We start from the raw sequence: 23,843 nt of genomic DNA, 5'->3' as shown, positions 1-23,843 counted from the left end.
CCATGGCACTGTTCGGCAACGCACACAGCATCGACCCGGCCCAGGCGCAGCAGGAGTACGCGCGCCTGCTCGGCCACGGTGAGCAGATCCACGCGGCCTACCTGCTGATCCGCGACACCATCCTCTTCACCGACCGGCGGCTGATCCTGGTCGACAAGCAGGGCATCACCGGCAAGAAGACGGAGTACCACTCGATCCCGTACCGCAGCATCACGCACTTCGCGGTCGAGACGGCCGGCCACTTCGACCTCGACGCCGAGCTGAAGATCTGGCTCTCCGGCTCCCAGGCCCCCATCCAGAAGACCTTCACCAAGGGCGTCGACATCTACGAGGTCCAGGCGATCCTGACCCAGTTCGTGGCGCGGTAGGTCCGTCACGGAACACACAGGGGCCCGGCATCGGTGACGATGCCGGGCCCCTGTGTACGTACCGCCTACTTCGGCTGCGGCTTGCGCACCGTCAGGTGCAGCTCCCTCAGCCGGGTCTCGTCCAGCTCGGTCGGCGCGCCCATCATCAGGTCCTGGGCGTTGCCGTTGAGCGGGAAGGCGATCGTCTCGCGGATGTTGGGCTCGTCGGCGAGCAGCATGACGATGCGGTCGACGCCCGGGGCGATGCCACCGTGCGGCGGGGCGCCGAAGCGGAGCGCGCGCAGCATGCCGGCGAACTCGCGCTCGACGGTCTCCGCGTCGTAGCCGGCGATCGCGAAGGCCTTGAGCATGATGTCCGGCTCGTGGTTCCGGATCGCGCCGGAGGACAGCTCGACACCGTTGCAGACGATGTCGTACTGCCACGCCAGGATGTCCAGCGGGTCCTGGTTCTCCAGGGCGTCCATGCCGCCCTGCGGCATCGAGAAGGGGTTGTGGGAGAAGTCGATCTTCCCCGTGTCCTCGTCCTTCTCGTACATCGGGAAGTCGACGATCCAGCAGAACCGGAAGACGTTCTCCTCGAAGTGCCCGGCGCGCTTGGCGGCCTCGACCCGCACCGCGCCCATGATCTTCGAGACCTCGTCGAACTCGCCCGCACCGAAGAACACCGCGTGGCCGGAGGCCAGCGAGAGCCGCTTGGTCAGCTCGGCGACGTTCTCCTCGGTGAGGAACTTCGCGATCGGACCACTCAGGGTGCCGTCCTCGCCGACGCGGACCCAGGCCAGGCCCTTGGCGCCCTGCGAGACGGCGTAGTCGCCGAGCTGGTCGAAGAACTTGCGGGGCTGGCCCGAGACGTCCGGCACCGGCAGCGCGCGGACGTGCTTGCCGGCGAAGGCCTTGAACTCCGAGCCCGCGAAGATGTCGGTGATGTCGACGAGCTCCAGCTGGGCGCGCAGGTCCGGCTTGTCGGAGCCGTACTTCAGCATCGCCTCGCGGAACGGGATCCGCGGGAAGGGGGAGGTGACCTCGCGGCCGCCGCCGAACTCGGTGAACAGCTCCGTCATCAGCCGCTCGACCGGCTGGAAGACGTCCTCCTGCTCGACGAAGCTCATCTCGACGTCGAGCTGGTAGAACTCGCCCGGCGAACGGTCGGCGCGGGCGTCCTCGTCGCGGAAGCAGGGCGCGATCTGGAAGTACCGGTCGAAGCCGGAGATCATCAGCAGCTGCTTGAACTGCTGCGGCGCCTGCGGCAGGGCGTAGAAGCGGCCCGCGTGCAGACGGGAGGGCACGACGAAGTCGCGGGCGCCCTCGGGGGAGGTGGCGGTGAGGATGGGCGTCGCCATCTCGTTGAAGCCGAGGGCCACCATCTTGTGCCGGATCGCCGAGATGACCGCCGTACGCAGCATGATGTTGCGGTGCATGCGCTCGCGGCGCAGGTCCAGGAAGCGGTACTCCAGGCGCCGCTCCTCGTTGACCCCGTCCTCGGCGTTGATGGTGAAGGGCAGCGGCTGGGCGGCGCCGAGCAGCTCGACCTCGCCCACCTCGACCTCGACCTCACCGGTGGGCAGGTCGGGGTTGATGTTGTCGGCCCCCCGGGAGACGACCTTGCCGTCGACACGGACGGTCGACTCCTTGGTCAGTTTGTCCAGCGCCTCGTAGGCCTCGGTGCCCGGACGGGCGACGAGCTGCGTGATGCCGTAGTGATCGCGCAGATCGATGAAGAGGATGCCGCCCAGGTCGCGCCGATTGTGCAGCCAGCCACTCAGTCGGACGTCGGTGCCGACGTCAGAGGAGCGGAGCTCGCCGCAGGTGTGGGACCTGTACCGATGCATCGTCGTTCATCCAGCCTTCGTGGATCGGGGATGGTGTTTCGCGTTTCACGTGAAACAACCCCAGCGTACCGGGCACCCACAGCTGTCTTCCTCCCCATTGACACGAGGGGCGGAGGCGAGGGCGGGCGTGACGGCGGACGCGAGGGCGAGCGGTGGCAGCGTTCGATCACCTCTTCTTACAGTGGGGAAATGCGCACTGGTGAGCCCCTGCCCGAGGTGGGGGACGTCCTTGCCGCTCTCGCGACCGGTCTGTGGCACTGGGACACCGCCGCGGGGGAGGTCACGGTCGACGCGGAGGCGGCCCGCCTGCTCGGGCTGCCCGCCGAAGGGGCGAGGCTCACCGAGGCCCAGGTGCGGGCCCGGCTGCATCCGGTGGACTGGAACGAGATCACCGGGGTGGTCCAGCTGGCCGTCGCCGAGGGCACCCTCGCCGAGGTCCGGATCCGGATCATGGACGAGCAGGGCCACATCGTCCGGATCGTACGCAGCCGCTCCAAGCCGTCGTTCGACCCCGTGCGCAAGGGCTACGAGCTGATCGGCACCCTCCAGGAGGTCGCCGAGCCGACGCCGGGCACGCCCGCCGGGCGCAGCGCGGTCACCGGCGACTGGCGCCGCTCCCGGGAGGCGTTCCTCCTGGACGCGGGCCGGGCACTGGCCGAGGCGCGGTCCACCGAGGAGGTGCTGCGGGTCGCGGCGGGGCTGTCGATGCCGGGGTTCTCCCCGGACGGGCTCGCGGTGTTCGGGGTTTCCGGCGACCGCCTGACGGTCATCGGCCACCACGGACAGCCGCAGAACGACATGAACCCGTTCGTGAACATGCCGCTGGACACGGACTACCCGGCCGCCGAGGCGGTCCGCACCGGCCGGGCCGTCTATCTCTCCTCCCCCGGGCAGTACCGGTCCCGCTACCCCCTCACCTGGCCGCTCGCCGAGCGCTTCGGCCGCCGCTCCTGGGCCTTCCTGCCGCTGACCGTGGCCGGCCGCCCGATGGGCGCCTGGATGGCGGCCTTCGCCTACCCGGTCGCGTTCACGCCGGACGAGCGGTCGGTGCTGACCACCGTGGCGCGGATGCTGGCGCAGGCCCTGTCCCGGGCGGGCGCCGCCGAGACCCAGCGGGAGCTGACCGACGGGCTGCAGCGCACCATGCTGCCCGTGCTCGGCCCGGAGATCCCCGGCATGGGCGTCGCCGCCCGCTACGTCCCCACCGGCGGCGGCCTCCAGGTCGGCGGCGACTGGTACGACATGATCCAGTTGCCCGGGGGACGCTTCGCCCTGGTCATCGGCGACGTCCAGGGACACGACGTACGCGCGGCCGGGCTGATGGGCCAGCTGCGCATCGCCCTGCGCGCCTACGCCGCCGAGGGCCACCGCCCCGACGCGGTGCTCTCCCGCGCCTCCCACTTCTTCCACGACCTCGCCCAGTCCGACGACGACCCCGCGGACATGCGCTTCGCGACCTGCTACTACGCCGAGGTCGACCCCGCGACCGGCACCGTGGAGAGCGCCCGCGCCGGGCATCTGGACCCGGTCGTGCGCATGGCCGACGGGACGGCGCTGATCCTCGCCACGGCGGGCGGGCTGCCCCTCGGCATCGACCCGGACTCCGACTACCCGACCACGCGGCTCGCCCTGGAACCCGGGGACACCCTGATGCTGTGCACGGACGGCCTGGTGGAGACCGGCGGCCACGACCTGCAGACCGGCTGGCACCGCCTCCGCGTCATCCTGGAGGAGCACGACGGCGGCTTGGAGGAGCTGGCCGACGCACTCGTCCAGGCCGTGCACGGGCCCTCCTCGCACCACACCACCGGCCCGCTCGCCGACCGGCGGGAGGACGACATCGCCCTGTTGCTGCTGTGCCGGCAGGGCGAGGGCTGCGGCTGCGGCGACAGCACCGTGGCCAGGCCCTCGGTGCGCCGCACGATGCTGACGGTCGCGCAGGCCGAGCCCGCCCGGATCGCCACCGCCCGGCAGCACCTGCGCGACCTGCTGCACGACTGGCCGAACGAGGAGCAGCGGGACGCCGCGGTGCTCCTGCTCTCCGAGATGCTGACCAACGTCCTGGTGCACACCGACGCCGACGCCCTGCTGGTCGCCGAGGTCGTCGGCGAGCCGGGCGAGCGGCTGATCCGGGTGGAGGTCACCGACAGCGGCGACGACCTGCCGCACAAGCGCCGGCCGGGGGAGATGGCGTCCTCCGGACGCGGCCTGATGCTGATCGAGCTGCTCGCGGACGCGTGGGGAGTCGCCCCGCGCGGCGAGGGCAAGAGCATCTGGTACGAGGTCTACGAGACCGCGGGACCGGAAGGCGGACCCGGAGACGGCCCCGAAGCCGGCCGCGGTCCCACCGGCGACCCCGAAGCGGCGTAACGCCCCTGCAACTCGTGGACGACCCCGAACGCCGCCGCGGTGAGGGGAACGGCGAGGAGCATCCCCAGGATGCCCGCCACCGACGCCCCCGCGGTGAGCGCCAGCAGCACGATCGCCGGGTGCATCTGCACGGTCCGGCTCTGGATCATCGGCTGGAGCACGTGCCCCTCCAGCACCTGCACGGCCAGGACCACCCCGAGGGCCCACAGCGCGATGACGAACCCCCGGTCGGCCAGCGCGACCAGCACGGCGACGGCTCCGGAGATGAACGCGCCGAGGTAGGGGATGTAGGCGCCGACGAAGACCAGCGCGCCGAGCCCGACGGCGCCGGGGACCCGCAGGACGAGCAGCCCGACGGTGATGCAGACCGCGTCGATGAGGGCAATGAGGGTGGTGCCCCGCATGAAGCCCTCGACGGCCCCGAAGGCCCGCCGGGACATCGCCTCGACCATGTCGGCGCCGCCGGGCGGGGCGATGGCCCGCACCGTGCCGACGGCCCGGTCGGAGTCGCGCAGGAAGAAGAAGACGAGCAGCAGGGCGAGCACGGCCATGGCGAGCATCTCGCCGACGACGCTGATCCCGGTGACCACCCCCGAGGCGGCCGTACCGCCGAACTTGCCCAGCAGTTCGCGCGCGTTGGACGCGATGTCGTCCAGCGAGGTCCCGGCCGCCCCGAAGTGGTCGGTGATCCCCTTGGCCGCGTCCCGGAGCGAGGCGATGATCTGGTCGCCGGTCTCGATGAGCGCGGACACCACGATGTACACGGCCCCGCCGACCACGGCCACGACCGCGACACAGGTGAGCCCGGCGGCCAGCGACCGCTGCACGTGCGCCTTCACCAGCCACCGGTGCAGCGGCCTGAGCAGGGCGGTGCCGAGCAGCGCGAGCAGCGCCGGCGTCACCGCGGTGCGGAACTCGACGCAGAGCCGGATCGCGACGTAGACGACACCGCTGGCGAGCAGGATGACGGCACACCAGGCGGCGAACCGACGGACCGGACCGGGAAGCAGCTGCACGCTCCCAGCCGATCACGCACCGGGCGGGCTGTCCTGCGCGGACGGCCCGCCCGGGTGACACGGCGTCAGCGTGACGTCCTGTCAGCGCGCGGCCGGCATCAGGCCTCCGGCCCCACCGCCGACATCCCGTGCACGGCCGGGACCGTCCCCAGCCGCCCCTTCTGGAAGTCCTCGAACGCCTGCTGGAGCTCTTCCCGGGTGTTCATGACGAAGGGCCCGTAGTGCGCCATCGGCTCCCGGATCGGCTGCCCGCCGAGCAGCACGACCTCCAGGTCGGGGGTGTGCGAGTCCTGCTTCTCGTCCGCGCGGACGGTCAGCGAGCCACCGGCCCCGAAGACGGCCGTCTGCCCCAGGTGGACCGGCCGCCGCTCGGCGCCCACCGACCCGCGCCCGGCCATCACGTACGCCAGGCCGTTGAAGTCCTCCCGCCACGGCAGGGTGACCTCGGCGCCGGGCGCGAGCGTCGCGTGGACCATCGTGATCGGCGTGTGCGTGATGCCGGGACCCTCGTGACCGTCCAGCTCACCGGCGATGACGCGCATCAGCGCGCCGCCGTCCGGGGAGGTGAGCAGCTGGACGGAGCCGCTGCGGATGTCCTGGTACCTGGGGGCCATCATCTTGTCCCTGGCCGGGAGGTTCACCCACAACTGGAGCCCGTGGAAGAGCCCGCCCGACATGACCAGCTGCTCCGGCGGCGCCTCGATGTGCAGCAGACCGGAGCCCGCCGTCATCCACTGGGTGTCGCCGTTGGTGATGGTGCCGCCGCCACCGTTGGAGTCCTGGTGGTCGAAGATCCCGTCGACGATGTAGGTGACGGTCTCGAAGCCGCGGTGCGGGTGCCAGGGCGTGCCCTTGGGCTCACCGGGCGCGTACTCCACCTCGCCCATCTGGTCCATCATGATGAACGGGTCGAGATGGCGGTAGTTGATCCCGGCGAACGCGCGGCGAACCGGGAAGCCCTCGCCCTCGAAGCCGCTGGGCGCGGTCGTGACGGTGAGTACGGGACGTGCGACGGCGTCGGCGGGTGCGGATACGCGGGGCAGCGTCAACGGGTTCTCGACGGTCACTGCAGGCATGTCGGTACCTCCTCGGGTACGCCCACTTTAGTTGAGCGTTGAACTTCTTGCCACCTGGAACCGAGAAAGCCCGGAGGGCATTCCCTCCGGGCTCGCGAAGCGGTGACATCCAGCCACAGCGCGTCTAGCCGTACATGCGACGCATCGCAAAATCGACCATCTGTTCGACGGCCTTCGCGTCGAACACCATCCGGTGCTCGCCCTCCATGTCCAGTACGAAGCCGTAGCCGGTCGGCAGCAGGTCGATCACCTCCGCGCCGGTGATCACGAAGTACTTGGACTCCTTGCCCGCGTACCGGCGCAGCTCCTTGAGCCCGGTGAACATGGGGATCACCGGCTGCTGGGTGTTGTGCAGCGCGAGGAAGCCCGGGTTGTCGCCGCGCGGGCAGTAGACCTTCGAGGTCGCGAAGATCTGCTGGAAGTCCTCGGCGGACATCTGGCCGGTGGTGAAGGCGCGCACCGCGTCCGCGAGCGAGGGCGGGGACGGCTCGGGGTACAGCGGCGGCTGCTGCCCGTATCCGCCGGACATCGGCTGCTGCGGCGGGGCGTACTGCTGCTGCTGTTGGCCCGCGGTCTGGTCGTAGCCGTACATGCCGCAAAGAGTAGCGAGTGACGGGTCACAGATGACCGGCTCGGGGTTGCTTCTTATTACCGACGGGTAGCATCATCGTAGCTACTGCTTGGTACGCGCAGTCGGTATGTGTACAGATGCGAGGATTCAGTGCCTCGCCGATCTCTCAACGGAGCCGTCGCCATGGGGCACTACAAGCCGAATCTCCGGGACATCGAGTTCAACCTCTTCGAGGTGCTCGGCCGTGACAAGGTGTACGGCACCGGCCCGTTCGCGGAGATGGACACGGACACCGCCAAGAGCGTCCTGGAGGAGCTGACCCGCCTCTCGGAGAACGAGCTGGCCGAGTCCTTCGCCGACGCCGACCGCAACCCGCCGGTCTTCGACCCGGAGACCAACACCGCGCCGGTCCCGGCGTCCTTCAAGAAGAGCTACCAGGCCTTCATGGACTCCGAGTACTGGCGCCTGGGCCTGCCCGAGGAGATCGGCGGCACCACCTCGCCGCGCTCCCTGATCTGGGCCTACGCGGAGCTGATCCTCGGCGCCAACCCGGCCGTGTGGATGTACTCCTCCGGCCCGGCGTTCGCGGGCATCCTCTTCGAGGAGGGCAACGAGGCGCAGAAGCACATCGCGTCCTTCGCCGTCGAGAAGCAGTGGGGCTCCACCATGGTGCTCACCGAGCCGGACGCGGGCTCGGACGTCGGCGCCGGCCGCACCAAGGCGGTCCAGCAGGAGGACGGCTCCTGGCACATCGAGGGCGTCAAGCGCTTCATCACGTCCGGCGAGCACGACATGTCGGAGAACATCCTCCACTACGTCCTCGCCCGTCCCGAGGGCGCCGGACCCGGCACCAAGGGCCTGTCCCTCTTCCTCGTCCCGAAGTACGAGTTCGACTTCGAGACCGGCGAGCTGGGCGAGCGCAACGGCGTCTACGCCACCAACGTCGAGCACAAGATGGGCCTGAAGGCCTCCAACACCTGCGAGATGACCTTCGGCGACCGCCACCCCGCCAAGGGCTGGCTGATCGGCGACAAGCACGACGGCATCCGCCAGATGTTCCGCATCATCGAGTTCGCGCGGATGATGGTCGGCACGAAGGCCATCTCGACCCTGTCGACCGGCTACCTCAACGCGCTCGAGTACGCCAAGGAGCGCGTCCAGGGCCCCGACCTGGCCAACTTCATGGACAAGTCGGCCCCCAAGGTCACCATCACGCACCACCCGGACGTCCGCCGCTCCCTCATGACGCAGAAGGCGTACGCCGAGGGCATGCGCGCGCTGGTGATGTACACCGCCTCCGTCCAGGACGAGATCCAGGTCAAGGAGGCGAACGGCGAGGACGCCGCCACCGAGCACGCCCTCAACGACCTGCTCCTGCCGATCGTCAAGGGCTACGGCTCGGAGAAGGCCTACGAGCAGCTCGCCCAGTCGCTCCAGACCTTCGGCGGCTCAGGGTTCCTCCAGGAGTACCCGATCGAGCAGTACATCCGCGACGCCAAGATCGACACCCTGTACGAGGGCACCACGGCGATCCAGGGCCAGGACTACTTCTTCCGGAAGATCGTCCGCAACCAGGGCGCCGCGCTGAACTCGCTCGCCGAGGACATCAAGAAGTTCCTCGCCCTCGGCACCGGCGGCGAGGAGCTGTCCGGCGCCCGCGAGCACCTGGCCAAGGCCGCCGTCGAGCTGGAGGCCATCGTCGGCCTGATGCTCACCGACCTCGCGGCCACCGAGCAGGACGTCAAGAACATCTACAAGGTGGGGCTCAACACCACCCGCCTGCTGATGGCCTCCGGTGACGTGATCGTCGGCTACCTGCTCCTCAAGGGCGCCGCGATCGCCGCCGAGAAGCTGCCGACGGCGAGCGCCAAGGACAAGACGTTCTACACCGGCAAGATCGCCGCCGCGAAGTTCTTCGCCGCGAACGTCCTGCCCGGCGTCACGATGGCCCGCAAGGTCGCCCAGGGTGTCGAGCTGGACCTGATGGAGCTGGACGAGGCGGCCTTCTAGGACCCGTCCGCCCCCTCCACCAATTCCACACAGCCTGACGAGGGTCCGCTCCCGCGCCACGGGAAGCGGGCCCTCGCACGTCGTTAAGGTGAACCCCATGAGCGCACCCTCCCGCTTCGACCGCGGCCACACCGACGACCTCATGTCCTTCCTCGCGGCCGGCCCCACGCCGTACCACGCCGTGGCCACCGCCGCCGAGCGGCTGGAGAAGGCCGGTTTCCGGCAGGTCGCGGAGACGGACGCCTGGGAAGGTACGACCGGCGGCAAGTACGTGCTGCGCGGCGGCGCGATCGTGGCCTGGTACGTCCCCGAGGGCGCCGACCCGCACACCCCCTTCCGCATCGTCGGCGCGCACACCGACTCCCCCAACCTGCGCGTGAAGCCCCGCCCGGACACCGGGGCGCACGGCTGGCGCCAGGTCGCCGTGGAGATCTACGGCGGGCCGCTGATGAACTCCTGGCTCGACCGCGACCTGGGCCTGGCCGGCCGGCTCACGCTGCGCGACGGCTCCACCCGCCTGGTCAACATCGACCGCCCGCTGCTCCGCGTCCCGCAACTCGCCATCCACATGGACCGCAACGTGTCCGCGGAGGGCCTCAAACTCGACAAGCAGCGCCACCTCCAGCCGGTCTGGGGCCTGGGCGACACCGTCCGCGACGGCGACCTGATCGCCTTCCTGGAGGAGGAGGCGGGTCTCGCCCGCGGCGAGGTCACCGGCTGGGACCTGATGACGCACTCGGTGGAGCCCCCGGCGTACCTGGGCCGCGACCGGGACCTGGTGGCCGGGCCCCGCATGGACAACCTCCTGTCCGTGCACGCCGGCGTGGCCGCCCTGGCCGCGGTCGCGGCCTCCGGCGCGGACCTCCCGTACATCCCGGTCCTGGCCGCCTTCGACCACGAGGAGACCGGCTCCCAGTCGGACACGGGCGCCGACGGCCCGCTCCTCGGCAGCGTGCTGGAGCGCTCGGTGTTCGCGCGGGGCGGCTCGTTCGAGGACCGGGCGCGCGCCTTCGCCGGCACGGTCTGCCTGTCCTCCGACACCGGCCACGCCGTGCACCCCAACTACGCGGAGCGGCACGACCCGACGCACCAGCCGCGGGTGAACGGCGGCCCCATCCTCAAGGTCAACGTCAACAACCGCTACGCCACGGACGGTTCCGGCCGCGCGGTGTTCGCCGCCGCCTGCGAGAAGGCGAACGTCCCCTTCCAGACGTTCGTCTCCAACAACTCCATGCCGTGCGGCACGACCATCGGCCCGATCACCGCGGCCCGGCACGGCATCAGCACCGTCGACATCGGCGCGGCCATCCTCTCGATGCACAGCGCCCGGGAGTTGTGCGGCGCCGACGACCCGCACCTGCTGGCGAACGCGCTGGTGGCGTTCCTGGAGGGCTGAGCCCCGAGCGTGCCCGGGCCGGAACACCCCTGCCTCGCATGTGTGTTCCGGCCCGGGGTACTCGCACGGAACCGGATCGACCGGAAACCCGGAACCGACCGGATCTGACAGGGAGGCGACACTCATGGGCCTCGGCGGGTGCATCATCCTCATCGCCGTGGGAGCCATCCTCACGTTCGCGACCGACTGGGACATGCAGGGCGTGAACCTCGACCTGGTCGGCGTCATCTTCATGATCGTCGGTCTGATCGGTGTCGCGACGTTCAGCAGCATCGCCCGGCGCCGTCGCGTCGTGATGCCGCCGACGACCCCGGTCGTCGAGGACCGGCCCCACCACCACACCCGGGACGGGTACCACAACGGCTACGGCGCCTGAGCCCCGCCGGCATCACGTCAAGGCGTGCCCCGTCGTCGCGTCCACGTGGTCGGGCACCTCGTCGTGCCGGTCGCCCACGGTCAGGGTCCCCGTCGGTTCGAGGAGCAGGATCGCCGTGGGGGCGGGGGCGTAGGGCTTGTGTTCCGTGCCGCGCGGGACGGTGAAGACCGAGCCCCTGGGCAGGACGACCGTGCGTTCGCCGCCGGGTTCGCGCAGGGCGATGTGGAGTTCGCCGTCGAGGACCAGGAAGAACTCGTCGGTGTGGTCGTGCACGTGCCAGACGTGCTCGCCCTCGACCTTGGCGATGCGGACGTCGTAGTCGTTGACGGCGGTGACGATGCGGGGGCTCCACTGCTCGGTGAAGGACGCGAGGGCGGAGGCGAGGGACACGGGTTCCTGTGACATGACGTCATCGTGCGGGGTGTCGTGTCCGCCGGACGAGTGCTAGAAATCGCACATGCCGCAAGGATCCTCTCAGCGCCCGCGTCCCCACCGCGTCGCCGTGATCGTCGACGAGGGCACCAACCCGTTCGAGGTCGGCTGTGCCACCGAACTGTTCGGACTCCCGCGGCCCGAGCTGGGGCTGAGCAGCCCGCTGTACGAGGTGGTGGTGTGCGGGCCGGCCTCCGGGATCCGGATGAACCACGGGTTCTTCACGCTCACCGACGTACCCGGCCTGGAGGCCGCGGACGGGGCCGACACGGTCGTCGTACCCGGCCGGCCGGACAACGTCGTACCGCGCGGCCCGGCCGTCCTGGACGCCATCCGGCGCGCGCATGCGCGCGGCGCCCGCGTCATGAGCCTGTGCACCGGCAGCTTCGCACTCGCCGAGGCGGGGCTGCTGGACGGACGGCGGGCCGCCACCCACTGGTTGTGGGCCGCCTCCTTCCGCCGGCTGCATCCGCGGGTGCTGCTGGAGCCGGACGTGCTGTTCGTGGACGAGGGCGACGTGCTCACCGCCGCGGGCAGCGCGGCGGCACTCGACCTCGGGCTGCACATCTGGCGCAAGGACCACGGCGCCGAGATCGCCAACGCCGTTTCCCGGCGGCTGGTGTTCGCCACGCACCGGGACGGCGGGCAGCGGCAGTTCGTGGAGCGGCCGGTGCCCCACGTCCCCGACGCGTCGCTGGCGCCCCTGCTGGAGTGGGCGCAGGAGCGCCTCGACGAGCCGCTGACGGTGACGGACCTCGCGGAGCGCGCGGCGATGTCACCGGCGACCTTGCACCGGCGTTTCCGGGCGCAGCTGGGGACGACGCCGCTCGCCTGGCTGACGGCCGAGCGCGTGACCCTCGCACGGCGCCTGATCGAGCGCGGTGAGGAGCGGCTGGACGTGGTGGCGGCCCGCAGCGGGCTGGGGACCGCCGCGAACCTGCGGGCGCTGCTGCGGCGCGAGACCGGGCTCAGCCCGTCGGCCTACCGACGGCGTTTCGGAGCGGGCGCCGGGGAAGCGATCACGCCATGAGATTCCTCGTGTACGACCGGCTCCTCGGCTTCGGCGACGACTACTGGATCGAGGACGACAACGGCAACAAGGTGTACCTCGTCGACGGCAAGGCGATGCGGCTGCGGGACACCTGGGAGCTGAAGGACGTCCAGGGGCGCGTGCTCATCGACATCCACCAGAAGATGTTCGCCCTGCGCGACACGATGGTGATCGAGCGGGGCGACGAGCCGCTGGCCCGGATCAAGCGGAAACGTCTCTCCCTGCTGCGCAACCACTACCGGGTCTCGCTGGCCGACGGCACCGAACTGGACGTCAGCGGCAAGATCCTCGACCGGGAGTTCGCCATCGAGTACGACGGTGAGCTGCTGGCCGTCGTCTCGCGCCGGTGGCTGACCCTCCGGGACACCTACGGCGTGGACGTCGTCCGGGACGACGCGGACCCGGCGCTGCTGATCGCGCTGACGGTGTGCGTGATCCACCTGGCGGAGAAGGAGCGGGAGGACGAGTAACGCGTGACGCGTGGCAGGCGGGCCCCCGGCTGCTCCTCACCCCGCGCGACGGACGGCGCGGCCGAGGAGCAGGGGCACGGCCAGGTGGTGCACCGGTGCGGCCAGGGACCACAGCGCCCGGCCGGCCGGACGCTCGTAGCGCACGTACGTCGCCCAGAGCAGCCGTGAGCCATCGAGGGTCAGCACGTTGCGGACGGTCAGCGACGGGGCACGGGCCTCCAGGGCGAGCCGGTCCGGCCCCGACTCCACCATGCGCCACCCCACCACGTGCCGCGCCGAGGACCGCGGTCCCAGCCGCAGACCGAGCACGCCGGCCCAGCCCGTCCGGAACAGCTCACGCAGCAGCGCCGGGGTGTCCTCGTAGGCGGCGCGCGCCCATTGCTCGGGCGTCAGCCGGGGCAGCCCGGCGGCCGGGAGCTCGAACGCCGACGCGAAGTGGGTGTCGGCGGGGTCCACCCGGACGCGACGAATGGCAGGGGTACCGGTTGGTGCCATGCGCGGGAGTCTAGGGCGGGAGCCGGGCCGCACACCGTGTGTCCGGGGGTGCGCTCGCTAGCGCCGCGGCGCCGCGAGGCCCAGCACCCGGTCCTTCAGCGCGGGGAACTGTTCCCTGGTCCGCGCCACCTTCGCCGGGTCGAACTCCACCGTGAGGACCTCCTCGTCCGCGCCGGCCTCCGCCAGCACCTCGCCCCACGGATCGACCACGATCGAGTGACCGGCCTGCGGAACTCCGGCGTGCGTCCCGGCCGTTCCACACGCGAGGACGAACGCCTGGTTCTCCACCGCCCGTGCCCGCGCCAGGAGCGTCCAGTGGGACCGGCGGCGCTCCGGCCAGCCCGCCGGGACGACGAGGGTCTCGGCCCCCGCGTCGACGAGTGAGCGGAAGAGTTCGGGGAAGCGGAGGTCGTAACAGGTCGCCACGCCGAGGGTCGTATCCGGCAGACGGACCGTCACCGGCTCGCGCCCCGCGCCCATCAGCACGGCCTCGCCCTTGTCGAAGCCGAACCGGTGGATCTTGCGGTAGGAGGCGGCCAGGTCACCGGAGGGGGAGAAGACGAGAGAGGTGTTGTACAGCTGTCCGTCGGGGCCACGCTCGGGGATCGACCCCGCGTGCAGCCACACGCCCGCGTCGCTCGCCGCCTTCGCCATCGCCTCGTACGTCGGGCCCTCGAGCGGCTCGGCCTGCGAGCCGAACTCCTCGAAGGCGAACGCGCCCGTGGTCCACAGTTCCGGCAGTACGACGAGGTCGGCACCCGCCTGTTCCCGTACGAGCGCCGCCGCTCGCACACGGCGTACTTCCGCCGACTCGTCCTCATTCACAGCGATTTGGAGCAAAGAGGCGCGCACACTACCACCGTCCTGGCATTCGAGCCGTCCACACGGGCCTACGATCGTCACACGAAAGCACTGCCGGGGTGCCGCACAGCAGCGTAACTTGGGGGTCCTCCCGGATCGAGCGCAGCCGAGAGCCGGGGGAGTCCCAAGCCGACGCCGACCGCAGCCACCTCCCACTGGCACCGCCGCCACAACCCGCCCGTGTACCGACCGCCGAGGGGTCCCGTTCCGTGAGTCTGCATCCCACCCTCCAGCCCTACGCCGACGCCTGGACTCACTCCATCGAGGCGATATCCGAGCTGGTTCAGCCGCTTGTGGAGGCAGAGTGGAACCGCCGCACCCCCTGTCCGGGCTGGTCGGTGCGCGACATCGTCTCCCACGTGCTGGGGCTGGACTCCGAGATGCTGGGCGACCCGCGGCCCATCCACACGCTCCCGCGCGACCTCTTCCACGTCACCAATGACCACCAGCGCTACATGGAGATGCAGGTCGACGTCCGCCGCCACCACACGGCACCGGAGATGACGTCCGAGCTGGAGTACATGATCATTCGGCGCAACCGCCAGCTGCGGAACGAGTCGCGCGACCCCGGCACGAAGGTGCGCGGCCCGCTCGGCACCGAGCTGACCCTCGGAGAGGCGATGCGCCGGCACGCCTTCGACGTCTGGGCGCACGAACAGGACCTGCGCACGGCCCTCGGCCGCCCCGGCAACCTCGACTCCCCCGGCGCGCACGTCGCCCGTGACGTGCTGCTCGACGAGCTGCCGGGGGTCGTCGCCGAGCGCGCGGACGCCCCTCGCAGCTCCGCCGTCGTCTTCGACGTCCACGGCCCGGTCGAGTTCCTGCGCACCATCCGCGTCGACATCCAGGGCCGCGGCACCCTGGAAACGGCCCCCGCCCTCGGCCCCGCCGCCACCCTCACCCTCGACTGGGAGACCTACGTCCGCCTGGCCTGCGGCCGCGTGACCCCGGAAGCCGCGGCGGACCGCATCAAGACGGAGGGCGACCAGGACCTGACGGCGGCGATCCTGCGGAACTTCACGGTGACGCAGTAGCGCCGGTAGTGAAACCAGCCTGTCCGGCGTTCGAGGACGAGGCCGTTCAGGCCGAAGCGGGGGTCTGGGGGCGGCAGCCCCCAGCAAGGCCCGCACCCACGCCGGGCACCTACACAGGTACGTGCACCGTCTCCACCCGGCTCGCGACCAGCCGCTCCCGCTCCCTTCGCGCCGCCCGCTTCCGCAACCGCAGAATCTGCGACACCCCGACCGCCTGGAGCACGAACACGGACGAGAACGCGACGGCGTAGTCGTCCCCGGTCGCGTCCAGCAGCACCCCCACCGCGAACAGCGTGGTCATCGACGCCACGAAACCACCCATGTTCGTGATCCCGGACGCCGTCCCCTGCCGCTCCGGCGGATTCGCCGGCCGTGCGAAGTCGAAGCCGATCATCGACGCCGGCCCGCACGCGCCCAGCACCGTGCACAGCACCACGAGCAGCCACATCGGCGCGTGGTCGGCCGGGTAGGCGAGCGTCGCCGCCCACAGGAGCGCCGTCGCGCCGACCGTGCCGAGCGCCAGCGGCAGCCGCGCAGCGTGGTGCCGGGCGATGATCTGGCCGTAGACCAGGCCGACCGTCATGTTGGACAGCACGACGAGGGTGAGCAGGCCGCCGGCCGTGGCCCGGGACAGCCCCTGCGCCTCGACCAGGAACGGCATCCCCCACAGCAGCAGGAACACCATCGCCGGGAACTGGGTCGTGAAGTGCACCCACAGCCCGAGCCGTGTCCCCGGCTCCCGCCACGACGTGGCGATCTGCCGCCGTACGTACGCGGCCCCCTGGTGCGGCAGCGGCTCCGGCTCGTGCCCCTCGGGGTGGTCCTTCAGGAAGAGCAGCAGCAGGACGAAGACGACCACGCCCGCCAGCGCGCTGCCCGCGAACGCCGCCGTCCAGCCGATGCCGTGCAGCAGCCGGGCCAGGACGAGGGTGGAGACCAGGTTGCCCGCCATGCCGACCAGTCCGGCGAGCTGGGCGACCATCGGCCCGCGCCGGGCCGGGAACCAGCGGGTGCCCAGCCGCAGCACGCTGATGAACGTCATCGCGTCCCCGCAGCCGAGCAGCGCTCGCGAGGCGAGCGCCATGCCGTACGACGGGGAGAACGCGAAGCCCAGTTGCCCGGCCGTGAAGAGCACGACACCGATGCCCAGCACCTTCTTCGTGCCGAGCCGGTCGACCAGCAGGCCGACGGGTATCTGCATCCCGGCGTAGACCAGCAGCTGGAGGATGGAGAAGGTGGACAGGGCGGAGGCGTTGACGTGGAAGCGGTCGGCGGCGTCGAGGCCGGCCACCCCGAGGGACGTACGGAAGATGACGGCGACGAAGTAGACGGCGACGCCGATGCCCCACACGGCGATCGCGCGCCGTCCGCCCGGCGGATCCCCGGGCAGGGTCTTCCCGGCCGACGTGGCCGAACTCATCGCGCCTCCCCACGGGCCAGGTGCGAGAACCAGCCCACGTGCCGGTGGACCACTCCGACGGCCGCCTCCGCGTCCCCGGCGCGCAGCGCGTCGAGGATCTCCTCGTGCTCGGCGAGGGTCTTGGCGATCCGGTCGGGGTGGGAGTGCATGACGGCGACGCCCATGCGCAGCTGGCGGTCGCGGAGCTGGTCGTAGAGGCGGGAGAGGATCTCGTTGCCGCCGCTGCGGACGATCTCGGCGTGGAAGCAGCGGTCGGTGACGGAGGCGGCGGCGAGGTCGCCGGCGGCGGCCTGCTCCTTCTGCCGGGCGAGCAGTTCCTCCAGCCGTTCGACGAGGCCGTGCGGTGCGGGTACGGCCTTCCTGGCCGCGTGTTCCTCGACCAGCAGCCGGGTCTCCACCACGTCCGCGATCTCCTGCGCGGAGACGGGCAGGACCAGCGCGCCCTTCTTCGGGTAGAGCCGGATCAGGCCCTCGGCCTCCAGCCGGAGCAGCGCCTCGCGCACCGGCGTGCGGGAGACGCCCACGGCCTCGGCGAGCTCGCCCTCGGTGAGCAGGGTCCCGCCCTCGTAGCGGCGTTCGAGGACGCCCTGCTTGACGTGGGTGTAGACGCGGTCCGCCGCCGGTGGTTGCCTCACTGCCGTGGTCATGCCGACAGGATAGATACAACAGGGACGCAATACGGGGCCCGTCCAGCATGCGGACCCACGGCCACCCATCAGGAGGACCCCGCGCCCCGCCCCGGCCACCGCACAACCATCCGTGCTATTCACGTGTCGCACAGACGCGGCCGAAGCCCGACCGACCACAACTCGGCCGCGCTCCAGGGGAATTCACCACAATCGGGGTAATCGACTTGATAAACAGCATTCACGGCATCCGGCTCCGCAAAGCCGTCGCCGTCGCCCTGACCAGCGGCGCCGTACTCGCGACCGGAGCCCTCTCCACCGCGCCCGCGCAGGCCGCGCCCGCCCAAGCCGTGCCCGCGCAGGCCGCGTCATCCGCACAGGCCGCGCCCGCACGGGCCGCCGCCGCGCCCTCGATCGTCGCCAAGGGCGGCTTCGTGATGAACAACGCGAACGGCAAGGCGCTCTACACCAAGGCCGCGGACACCCGGCGCTCCACCGGCTCCACGACCAAGATCATGACCGCCAAGGTCGTGCTCTCGCAGCCGAAGCTGAACCTGGACGCCAAGGTCACGATCCAGATGGCGTACAGCGACTACATCGTGTCGAAGAACGCCTCCTCCGCCCGCCTGATCGTCGGCGACAAGGTGACGGTCCGGCAGCTGCTGTACGGGCTGATGCTGCCGTCCGGCTGCGACGCCGCGTACGCGCTGGCCGACAAGTTCGGCTCGGGCAAGACGCGGGCGGCCCGGGTGAAGTCGTTCATCGGCAAGATGAACTCCACCGCCAAGAGCCTCGGCCTGAAGAACACGCACTTCGACTCGTTCGACGGCATCGGCAACGGCAAGAACTACTCCACGCCGCGCGATCTGACGAAGCTCGCGAGCAGTGCGATGAAGAGCTCCACCTTCCGCACCGTCGTCAGGACGAAGAAGTACACGGCGAAGACGGTCACCAAGAAGGGCGGCACCCGCACGATGGCGCCCTGGACCAACACCAACACGCTGTTGGGCAGTTACAGCGGCGCGATCGGTGTGAAGACCGGGTCGGGCCCGGAGGCCAAGTACTGCCTGGTCTTCGCCGCGACCCGGAAGGGCAAGACCGTCATCGGCACGGTCCTGACCTCCTCGTCCTCGTCCCAGCGCGCCAAGGACGCGACGAAGCTCATGAACTACGGGTTCGGCAGGGTCTGACACGCACGAAGCCGTCCGAAGGGGCTCGCCTGTGCCGGTGGGCCCCTTCGCCATACACCCGACCCACCGGCCGACGCAGCGGTACTCGATCATTTTCGCTCGCAGTCGTGAACGTCCCGGAGACCGCTGGCATATGCCATCGGTCCGGTCCTACGTTCCGCGACGGAGGTGGTTCACGTGAACGAACCCAGTAAGCGGCGGAACTCCGCCGAGCGGCACGAGGCGATCGACGTCAACGATTTCGTGTACGCGGCCACCGGCGCCCGAGTACGGAGGCTGACCATGCCGGACGGAAGCCACTGGTTCCCGGCGGCGGACGTGTGCAGGGAGTTGGGATACACCACGACCCGAAAGGCGCTTCTCGATCACGTTCCGGAGGAGCATCGAGACAATCTCGAGACTGTGACTGGAAGTCACAGTCTCAGCGTTCCCGCAGGTAGGAGTTGGCGACGAGACCTGCAACTCATTGATCTCCAAGGCCTCATCCTCCTCGTCAACGCCTGCACCAAACCGGCCTGCGCCCCCTTCAAGCAGTGGGTCGCCGAAGTCATCGAGACCGTGCAGCGCGAGGGTTCGTACTCTCTGGACGAGGCCGAAGTGCAGCCCGCCACACCCGGCGCGCCCATCGCCTACGCCATGCCGGACCAGGTGGCCGAGGCGATCGTCCGGCTGGAGGCGCACAATCTGCAGCTGGACGAGGAGCTGGCCGAGGGCCAACGTACGTCGATCGCGTTGCAGAAGGAGATGCTGTCCACGCAGCAGGCCACCCTCGCCGCCCAACAGGCCACCCTCGCCGTGCAGCAGGCCATGGTGCACGCCTTGGAGCGCATCGCGGACCGGTTCGACACCCTGGTCCTCCACCAAGGGGGAACCCTCGGCCACCTCGCCCCGGCACCCACCACGGAGTCCGTACTGGCCGACTGGCGGCAGCGGTTGGCCGTGACGGAGGACGTGTGGACGGTCGCCCTGGTCATCGCACCGGTGCTCGTCGAGAAGGGTGAGCTGCGGGAGCCGCTGGAGTCGATCGCCGCCCGTACTGGGCTCTCCGTGCGGCGGGTCAACGAGTGCCTGCGGCTGCTGCGCACCCACGCCTGCATCCGCTCGCGGGGCGGGGCCGAGAACGGGGCTCCGGTGTACGTGCTGAACCGGAGCTGAGCCCGGCACGACAAGAGGGGCGTCGCAACTGGAACTTGCGGCGCCCCTCCCAACATGAACCTAGTCGATTCGTGGCTTCACGCCCAGCTGATCAACCGCTTCGGCTGCTCCAGGATCGCCGCCACGTCGGCGAGGACCTTGGAGCCCAGCTCGCCGTCGACCAGACGGTGGTCGAAGCTCAGCGCCAGGGTGGTCACCTGACGCGGCTTCACCTTGCCCTTGTGCACCCACGGCTGGAGCTTGATCGCGCCGACCGCGAGGATCGCGGACTCGCCCGGGTTGAGGATCGGTGTGCCGGTGTCGACGCCGAAGACGCCGACGTTGGTGATGGTCACCGTGCCGCCCTGCATGGCGGCCGGGGAGGTCTTGCCGTCCCGGGCCGTCGTCACCAGCTCGCCCAGGGACCCCGCCAGCTGCGGCAGCGTCTTGGCGTGGGCGTCCTTGATGTTCGGGACGATCAGGCCGCGCGGGGTCGCCGCGGCGATGCCCAGGTTGACGTAGTGCTTGACCACGATCTCCTGCGCCGCCTCGTCCCAGGACGCGTTGACGTCCGGGTTGCGCTTGATGGCGACCAGCAGGGCCTTGGCGATCAGCAGGAGCGGGTTCACCCGCAGGCCCGTGAACTCCTTGTCCTGCTTCAGCTCCTCGACCAGCTTCATCGTGCGCGTCACGTCGACCGTCACGAACTCGGTGACGTGCGGCGCCGTGAACGCCGAGCCGACCATCGCCGCCGCCGTCGCCTTGCGGACGCCCTTGACCGGGATACGGGTCTCGCGCGCCGTGTCGTACGACACCGCGGTCGCCGGGGAGGGGGCCGCGGGGGTGGCCGCGGCGGCTGCCGCCGGTGCCGCCTCGGGCTCCGGGGCCTGTGCCGGGGCCACCGCCGCGTGCACGTCCTCGCGCGTGATGATGCCGTCCGGGCCGGTCGGCGCGACCGTGGCCAGGTCGACGCCGAGGTCCTTGGCCAGCTTGCGCACCGGGGGCTTGGCGAGCGGGCGCCCTCGGGTGACGGCCGGTGCGGATCCGTGGCCGTTCATCTCGGCCTGGATCGCGGCGGAGGCGGCCGAGGCCTCCTGGGCCGGGATCTCCGCGCCCTTGCGGGGGCGGCGGCGGGTCGCGGAGGTGGACACCCCGTAGCCGACCAGGACCGGCTGGCGGCCCTCCGGCTTCTTCTCCTCGGCCTCGGTCGCGGCCGGCGCGGTCGGCGCGGCCGACTCGGCCGCCGTGCCCGCCGCGCCCTCTACGGGATCCTGCCCCGGTTCCGGCACGGGCGCCGCCGCCGCGTCGCCGACGGCCACCGCGATGATCGACGTACCCACGTCGACCGTGGTGCCCTCGGGGAAGTGCAGCTCGCGGACCACTCCGTCGTAGGGGATGGGCAGTTCGACGGCGGCCTTCGCCGTCTCGACCTCGCACACCACCTGGCCGTCGGTGACCGTGTCACCGGGCTGGACGTACCACTTGAGGATCTCGGCCTCGGTGAGTCCCTCGCCCACGTCGGGCATCTTGAACTCGCGTACGGACCCTTCGGTCATTGTCGTCACGACCCTCTCCTCAGTACGCCAGCGAGCGGTCGACGGCATCCAGCACCCGGTCCAGATCGGGCAGGTACTCCTCCTCCAGGCGGGCCGGCGGGTACGGGGCGTGGTAGCCGCCGACCCGGAGCACCGGGGCCTCCAGGTGGTAGAAGCAGCGCTCCGTGATCCGGGCCGCGATCTCCGCGCCCGAGCCCAGGAACACCGGTGCCTCGTGGACCACGACCAGGCGGCGGGTCTTCTCCACCGACGCCTGGATGGTGTCGAAGTCGACCGGGGAGATGGACCGCAGGTCCACCACCTCCAGCGAGCGGCCCTCCTCGGCCGCCGCGTCGGCGGCCTCCTGGCAGAGCTTCACCATCGGGCCGTACGCGGCGAGCGTGAGGTCGCTGCCCTCGCGCACCACCCGCGCGGTGTGCAGCGGGCCCGGGATGGCCTCGCTGTCGACCTCGCCCTTGTCCCAGTAGCGCCGCTTGGGCTCGAAGTAGATCACCGGGTCGTCACTCTGGATGGCCTGCTGCATCATCCAGTACGCGTCCGCCGAATTCGACGGGGAGACCACCTTCAGGCCCGCCACGTGCGCGAACAGCGCCTCGGGGGACTCGGAGTGGTGCTCGACCGCGCCGATGCCGCCTCCGTAGGGGATGCGGATGACGACGGGCATCTTGACCTTGCCCAGCGAGCGGGCGTGCATCTTCGCCAGCTGGGTGACGATCTGGTCGTAGGCCGGGAAGACGAAACCGTCGAACTGGATCTCGACCACCGGCCGGTACCCGCGCAGGGCGAGACCGATGGCGGTGCCCACGATGCCGGACTCGGCCAGCGGGGTGTCGATGACCCGGTCCTCGCCGAAGTCCTTCTGGAGACCGTCGGTGACCCGGAAGACGCCGCCGAGCTTGCCGACGTCCTCTCCCATGATCAGGACCTTGGGGTCGGAGTCCAGCGCGCGGCGCAGCGACTCGTTGATCGCCTTGGCCAGCGCCATCTTTTCGGCTGCCATGTCAGACCCCCTCTGCCTCTGCGAACGACGCCTGGTAGGCGGCGAACTGGGCTCGCTCCTCGTCGACGAGCGCGTGCCCGTCCGCGTACGCGTTCTCGAAGATGGCGAACCGATCCGGGTCCGGCATGGCACGGACCACTTCGCGCACTCGTTTGCCCAACGTCTCGCTCTCCGCCTCCAGTTCCCCGAAGAATCCCTCGTCCGCGTGGTTTGCGGACTCCAGGTAGCGGCGAAGGCGCAGGATCGGGTCCTTCGCCTCCCAGGCGGCGCGCTCGTCGTCGTGCCGGTAGCGGGAGGGGTCGTCCGAGGTGGTGTGGGCGCCCATGCGGTACGTGTACGCCTCGATCAGCGCCGGGCCCTCACCGCGCCGCGCCCGCTCCAGCGCCCACCGGGTGACCGCGAGGCAGGCCAGCGCGTCGTTCCCGTCGACGCGGACGCCGGGGAAGCCGAAGCCCTGGGCGCGCTGGTAGAGCGGCACCCGGGTCTGCTTCTCGTTGGACTCGGAGATCGCCCACTGGTTGTTCTGGCAGAAGAAGACGACCGGGGCGTTGTAGACGGCGGCGAAGTTGAACGCCTCGCTGACGTCGCCCTGGCTGGAGGCGCCGTCGCCGAAGTAGGCGATCACCGCGGAGTCCGCGCCGTCCTTGGTGATGCCCATCGCGTAGCCCGTGGCGTGCAGCGTCTGCGAGCCGATGACGATGGTGTAGAGGTGGAAGTTGTTGCTGTTGGGGTCCCAGCCGCCGTTGTTCACGCCGCGGAACATGCCGAGCAGGTTGGTCGGGTCCACCCCGCGGCACCAGGCGACGCCGTGCTCGCGGTAGGTCGGGAAGACGTAGTCGTCCTCGCGGGTGGCCCGGCCGGAGCCGATCTGGGCGGCCTCCTGGCCCAGCAGCGAGGCCCACAGGCCCAGCTCGCCCTGGCGCTGCAGGGCGGTGGCCTCGGCGTCGAAGCGCCGGGTGAGCACCATGTCGCGGTACAGGCCGCGCAGCTCGTCGGGGGTGATGTCGGCGACGAACCCGGCGTACTCGGCGTAGGCGGGATCCTCGACGCGTTCGCCCTCGGGCGTCAGCAGCTGCACCAGCTCCGTCTCGGAGCCCTTCTTGGCGACAGCGGTGCGGGTGGTGCGCTTGGTGCCGGTGGTGCCGGTCTTGGCGCCGGTCTTGGCAGCCGCGGCGCCGGCCTTGGTGCCGGTGGTACCGGTCGCCTTGCTTCCGGCGCTGCGTCGCGGCTTGCGCGCGGCAGTGCTCTCGGTCACGTGTGCTCCTCCGTCGGTCCGGCCCCCGGGTTCGCCGGAAGCCAGTGCGGCTCACCTGCGGCCCGGCGGTCGCACAAGGGTGGGTGCGGCCCGATCGGGAACAGGCGTGACAGGTGCCCCGGCGAGCGCCCTGCGAACAGCACGTTACCCAGTGCTCCACATTTCTGTGAAACCCCACCTGACCTGCGTTTTTACTCGGATTTCCAAGTAAATCGGCGAAGTACGGAAGTTTTACTGGTCACAGCCTCGCAGGGGGCCGGAACAACGGCACGTTATCCCGGCCACCCCGGGCACGGGAAGAGTTGGT

Annotated in this window: 22 protein-coding genes; 10 read left to right on the top strand and 12 right to left on the bottom strand. The window is 70.6% G+C overall.

Annotation, left to right across the window (positions count from 1 at the left end; all coding sequences use genetic code 11):
• Window positions 1–2: 2 nt before the first annotated feature.
• Entirely contained in the window at window positions 3–368 is a 366-nt protein-coding gene (locus ACFW48_RS14845; RefSeq protein ID WP_055418861.1) for a PH domain-containing protein, read from the top strand.
• Window positions 369–433: 65 nt separating this feature from the next.
• On the opposite strand, the gene aspS is transcribed toward ACFW48_RS14845, so the two are convergent.
• Entirely contained in the window at window positions 434–2,197 is a 1,764-nt protein-coding gene (aspS, locus tag ACFW48_RS14840) for an aspartate--tRNA ligase (RefSeq protein ID WP_386314420.1), read from the bottom strand.
• A 189-nt stretch (window positions 2,198–2,386) separates the two neighbouring features.
• On the opposite strand from aspS, the gene ACFW48_RS14835 reads away from it, so the two are divergent.
• On the top strand, window positions 2,387–4,567 hold the full coding sequence (locus tag ACFW48_RS14835; protein ID WP_386314417.1) for a SpoIIE family protein phosphatase: 2,181 nt from the start codon (window positions 2,387–2,389) through the stop codon (window positions 4,565–4,567).
• Here the strand turns inward: ACFW48_RS14835 and ACFW48_RS14830 are convergent.
• From ACFW48_RS14830 to ACFW48_RS14820, 3 genes are all read right to left on the bottom strand, one after another.
• Window positions 4,483–5,583, bottom strand: coding sequence for an AI-2E family transporter (locus ACFW48_RS14830; RefSeq protein WP_386314414.1), 1,101 nt, complete (start codon window positions 5,581–5,583; stop codon window positions 4,483–4,485). The genes ACFW48_RS14835 and ACFW48_RS14830 overlap by 85 nt on opposite strands.
• A gap of 98 nt (window positions 5,584–5,681) precedes the next feature.
• Window positions 5,682–6,659 (bottom strand): pirin family protein, encoded by a 978-nt coding sequence (locus tag ACFW48_RS14825; protein ID WP_386314411.1) that lies wholly within the window; start codon window positions 6,657–6,659, stop codon window positions 5,682–5,684.
• Between the two features lie 124 nt (window positions 6,660–6,783).
• Window positions 6,784–7,251 carry an SseB family protein gene (locus ACFW48_RS14820; protein WP_107477858.1) on the bottom strand — a complete coding sequence of 156 codons (468 nt, stop codon included), beginning with the start codon at window positions 7,249–7,251 and terminating at the stop codon, window positions 6,784–6,786.
• 162 nt (window positions 7,252–7,413) lie between these two features.
• Between ACFW48_RS14820 and ACFW48_RS14815 the strand changes: the two genes are divergently transcribed.
• From ACFW48_RS14815 to ACFW48_RS14805, 3 genes are all read left to right on the top strand, one after another.
• Complete coding sequence (locus ACFW48_RS14815; RefSeq protein WP_386314407.1) at window positions 7,414–9,240, top strand: acyl-CoA dehydrogenase; 1,827 nt, start codon at window positions 7,414–7,416, stop codon at window positions 9,238–9,240.
• Window positions 9,241–9,337: 97 nt separating this feature from the next.
• Complete coding sequence (locus ACFW48_RS14810; protein WP_386314405.1) at window positions 9,338–10,636, top strand: M18 family aminopeptidase; 1,299 nt, start codon at window positions 9,338–9,340, stop codon at window positions 10,634–10,636.
• A gap of 124 nt (window positions 10,637–10,760) precedes the next feature.
• Entirely contained in the window at window positions 10,761–11,012 is a 252-nt protein-coding gene (locus tag ACFW48_RS14805; protein ID WP_386314403.1) for a DUF6458 family protein, read from the top strand.
• Between the two features lie 12 nt (window positions 11,013–11,024).
• Here the strand turns inward: ACFW48_RS14805 and ACFW48_RS14800 are convergent, their stop codons facing one another.
• Window positions 11,025–11,417, bottom strand: a complete 393-nt coding sequence (locus ACFW48_RS14800; RefSeq protein WP_386314400.1) for a cupin domain-containing protein — start codon at window positions 11,415–11,417, stop codon at window positions 11,025–11,027.
• Between the two features lie 52 nt (window positions 11,418–11,469).
• On the opposite strand from ACFW48_RS14800, the gene ACFW48_RS14795 reads away from it, so the two are divergent.
• Window positions 11,470–12,474, top strand: coding sequence for a helix-turn-helix domain-containing protein (locus tag ACFW48_RS14795; RefSeq protein ID WP_386314399.1), 1,005 nt, complete (start codon window positions 11,470–11,472; stop codon window positions 12,472–12,474).
• Window positions 12,471–12,965: an LURP-one-related/scramblase family protein gene (locus ACFW48_RS14790; protein WP_210959909.1), complete on the top strand. Its 495-nt coding sequence runs from the start codon at window positions 12,471–12,473 to the stop codon at window positions 12,963–12,965. Before ACFW48_RS14795 ends, ACFW48_RS14790 begins: the two co-directional genes overlap by 4 nt.
• A 36-nt stretch (window positions 12,966–13,001) precedes the next feature.
• On the opposite strand, the gene ACFW48_RS14785 is transcribed toward ACFW48_RS14790, so the two are convergent.
• On the bottom strand, window positions 13,002–13,460 hold the full coding sequence (locus ACFW48_RS14785; protein WP_386314397.1) for a DUF2867 domain-containing protein: 459 nt from the start codon (window positions 13,458–13,460) through the stop codon (window positions 13,002–13,004).
• 57 nt (window positions 13,461–13,517) lie between these two features.
• Entirely contained in the window at window positions 13,518–14,312 is a 795-nt protein-coding gene (locus tag ACFW48_RS14780; RefSeq protein WP_386314395.1) for a carbon-nitrogen family hydrolase, read from the bottom strand.
• Between the two features lie 218 nt (window positions 14,313–14,530).
• On the opposite strand from ACFW48_RS14780, the gene ACFW48_RS14775 reads away from it, so the two are divergent.
• Window positions 14,531–15,355, top strand: coding sequence for a maleylpyruvate isomerase family mycothiol-dependent enzyme (locus tag ACFW48_RS14775; protein WP_386314393.1), 825 nt, complete (start codon window positions 14,531–14,533; stop codon window positions 15,353–15,355).
• Window positions 15,356–15,464: 109 nt separating this feature from the next.
• On the opposite strand, the gene ACFW48_RS14770 is transcribed toward ACFW48_RS14775, so the two are convergent.
• Both ACFW48_RS14770 and ACFW48_RS14765 read right to left on the bottom strand, forming a co-directional pair.
• Window positions 15,465–16,775: a nitrate/nitrite transporter gene (locus ACFW48_RS14770; RefSeq protein WP_386314391.1), complete on the bottom strand. Its 1,311-nt coding sequence runs from the start codon at window positions 16,773–16,775 to the stop codon at window positions 15,465–15,467.
• Window positions 16,772–17,422, bottom strand: a complete 651-nt coding sequence (locus tag ACFW48_RS14765) for a GntR family transcriptional regulator (protein ID WP_386314389.1) — start codon at window positions 17,420–17,422, stop codon at window positions 16,772–16,774. The genes ACFW48_RS14770 and ACFW48_RS14765 overlap by 4 nt, the downstream gene beginning before the upstream one ends.
• A gap of 206 nt (window positions 17,423–17,628) precedes the next feature.
• Here ACFW48_RS14765 and ACFW48_RS14760 point away from each other — a divergent pair, with 206 nt between their 5' ends.
• Window positions 17,629–18,591, top strand: a complete 963-nt coding sequence (locus ACFW48_RS14760; protein WP_386314387.1) for a D-alanyl-D-alanine carboxypeptidase family protein — start codon at window positions 17,629–17,631, stop codon at window positions 18,589–18,591.
• A gap of 177 nt (window positions 18,592–18,768) precedes the next feature.
• Window positions 18,769–19,746, top strand: coding sequence for a Bro-N domain-containing protein (locus ACFW48_RS14755; protein WP_386314385.1), 978 nt, complete (start codon window positions 18,769–18,771; stop codon window positions 19,744–19,746).
• A gap of 77 nt (window positions 19,747–19,823) precedes the next feature.
• On the opposite strand, the gene ACFW48_RS14750 is transcribed toward ACFW48_RS14755, so the two are convergent.
• Genes ACFW48_RS14750 through pdhA form a run of 3 tightly spaced genes read right to left on the bottom strand, consistent with a single transcriptional unit; the run spans window position 19,824 to window position 23,536 of the window.
• Window positions 19,824–21,290: a dihydrolipoamide acetyltransferase family protein gene (locus tag ACFW48_RS14750; RefSeq protein WP_386314383.1), complete on the bottom strand. Its 1,467-nt coding sequence runs from the start codon at window positions 21,288–21,290 to the stop codon at window positions 19,824–19,826.
• Window positions 21,291–21,300: 10 nt separating this feature from the next.
• Window positions 21,301–22,266 (bottom strand): alpha-ketoacid dehydrogenase subunit beta, encoded by a 966-nt coding sequence (locus ACFW48_RS14745; RefSeq protein ID WP_386314903.1) that lies wholly within the window; start codon window positions 22,264–22,266, stop codon window positions 21,301–21,303.
• A gap of 16 nt (window positions 22,267–22,282) precedes the next feature.
• The gene (pdhA, locus tag ACFW48_RS14740) at window positions 22,283–23,536 is read right to left on the bottom strand and encodes a pyruvate dehydrogenase (acetyl-transferring) E1 component subunit alpha (RefSeq protein ID WP_386314381.1); all 1,254 of its coding nucleotides are present in this window, start codon (window positions 23,534–23,536) and stop codon (window positions 22,283–22,285) included.
• Between the last annotated feature and the right edge of the window lie 307 nt (window positions 23,537–23,843).

It is taken from the genome of Streptomyces sp. NPDC058812 (assembly GCF_042744565.1).
Classification (GTDB): Bacteria; Actinomycetota; Actinomycetes; order Streptomycetales; family Streptomycetaceae; genus Streptomyces; species Streptomyces thinghirensis.
This window is presented reverse-complemented; position numbering and strand designations above follow the sequence as displayed.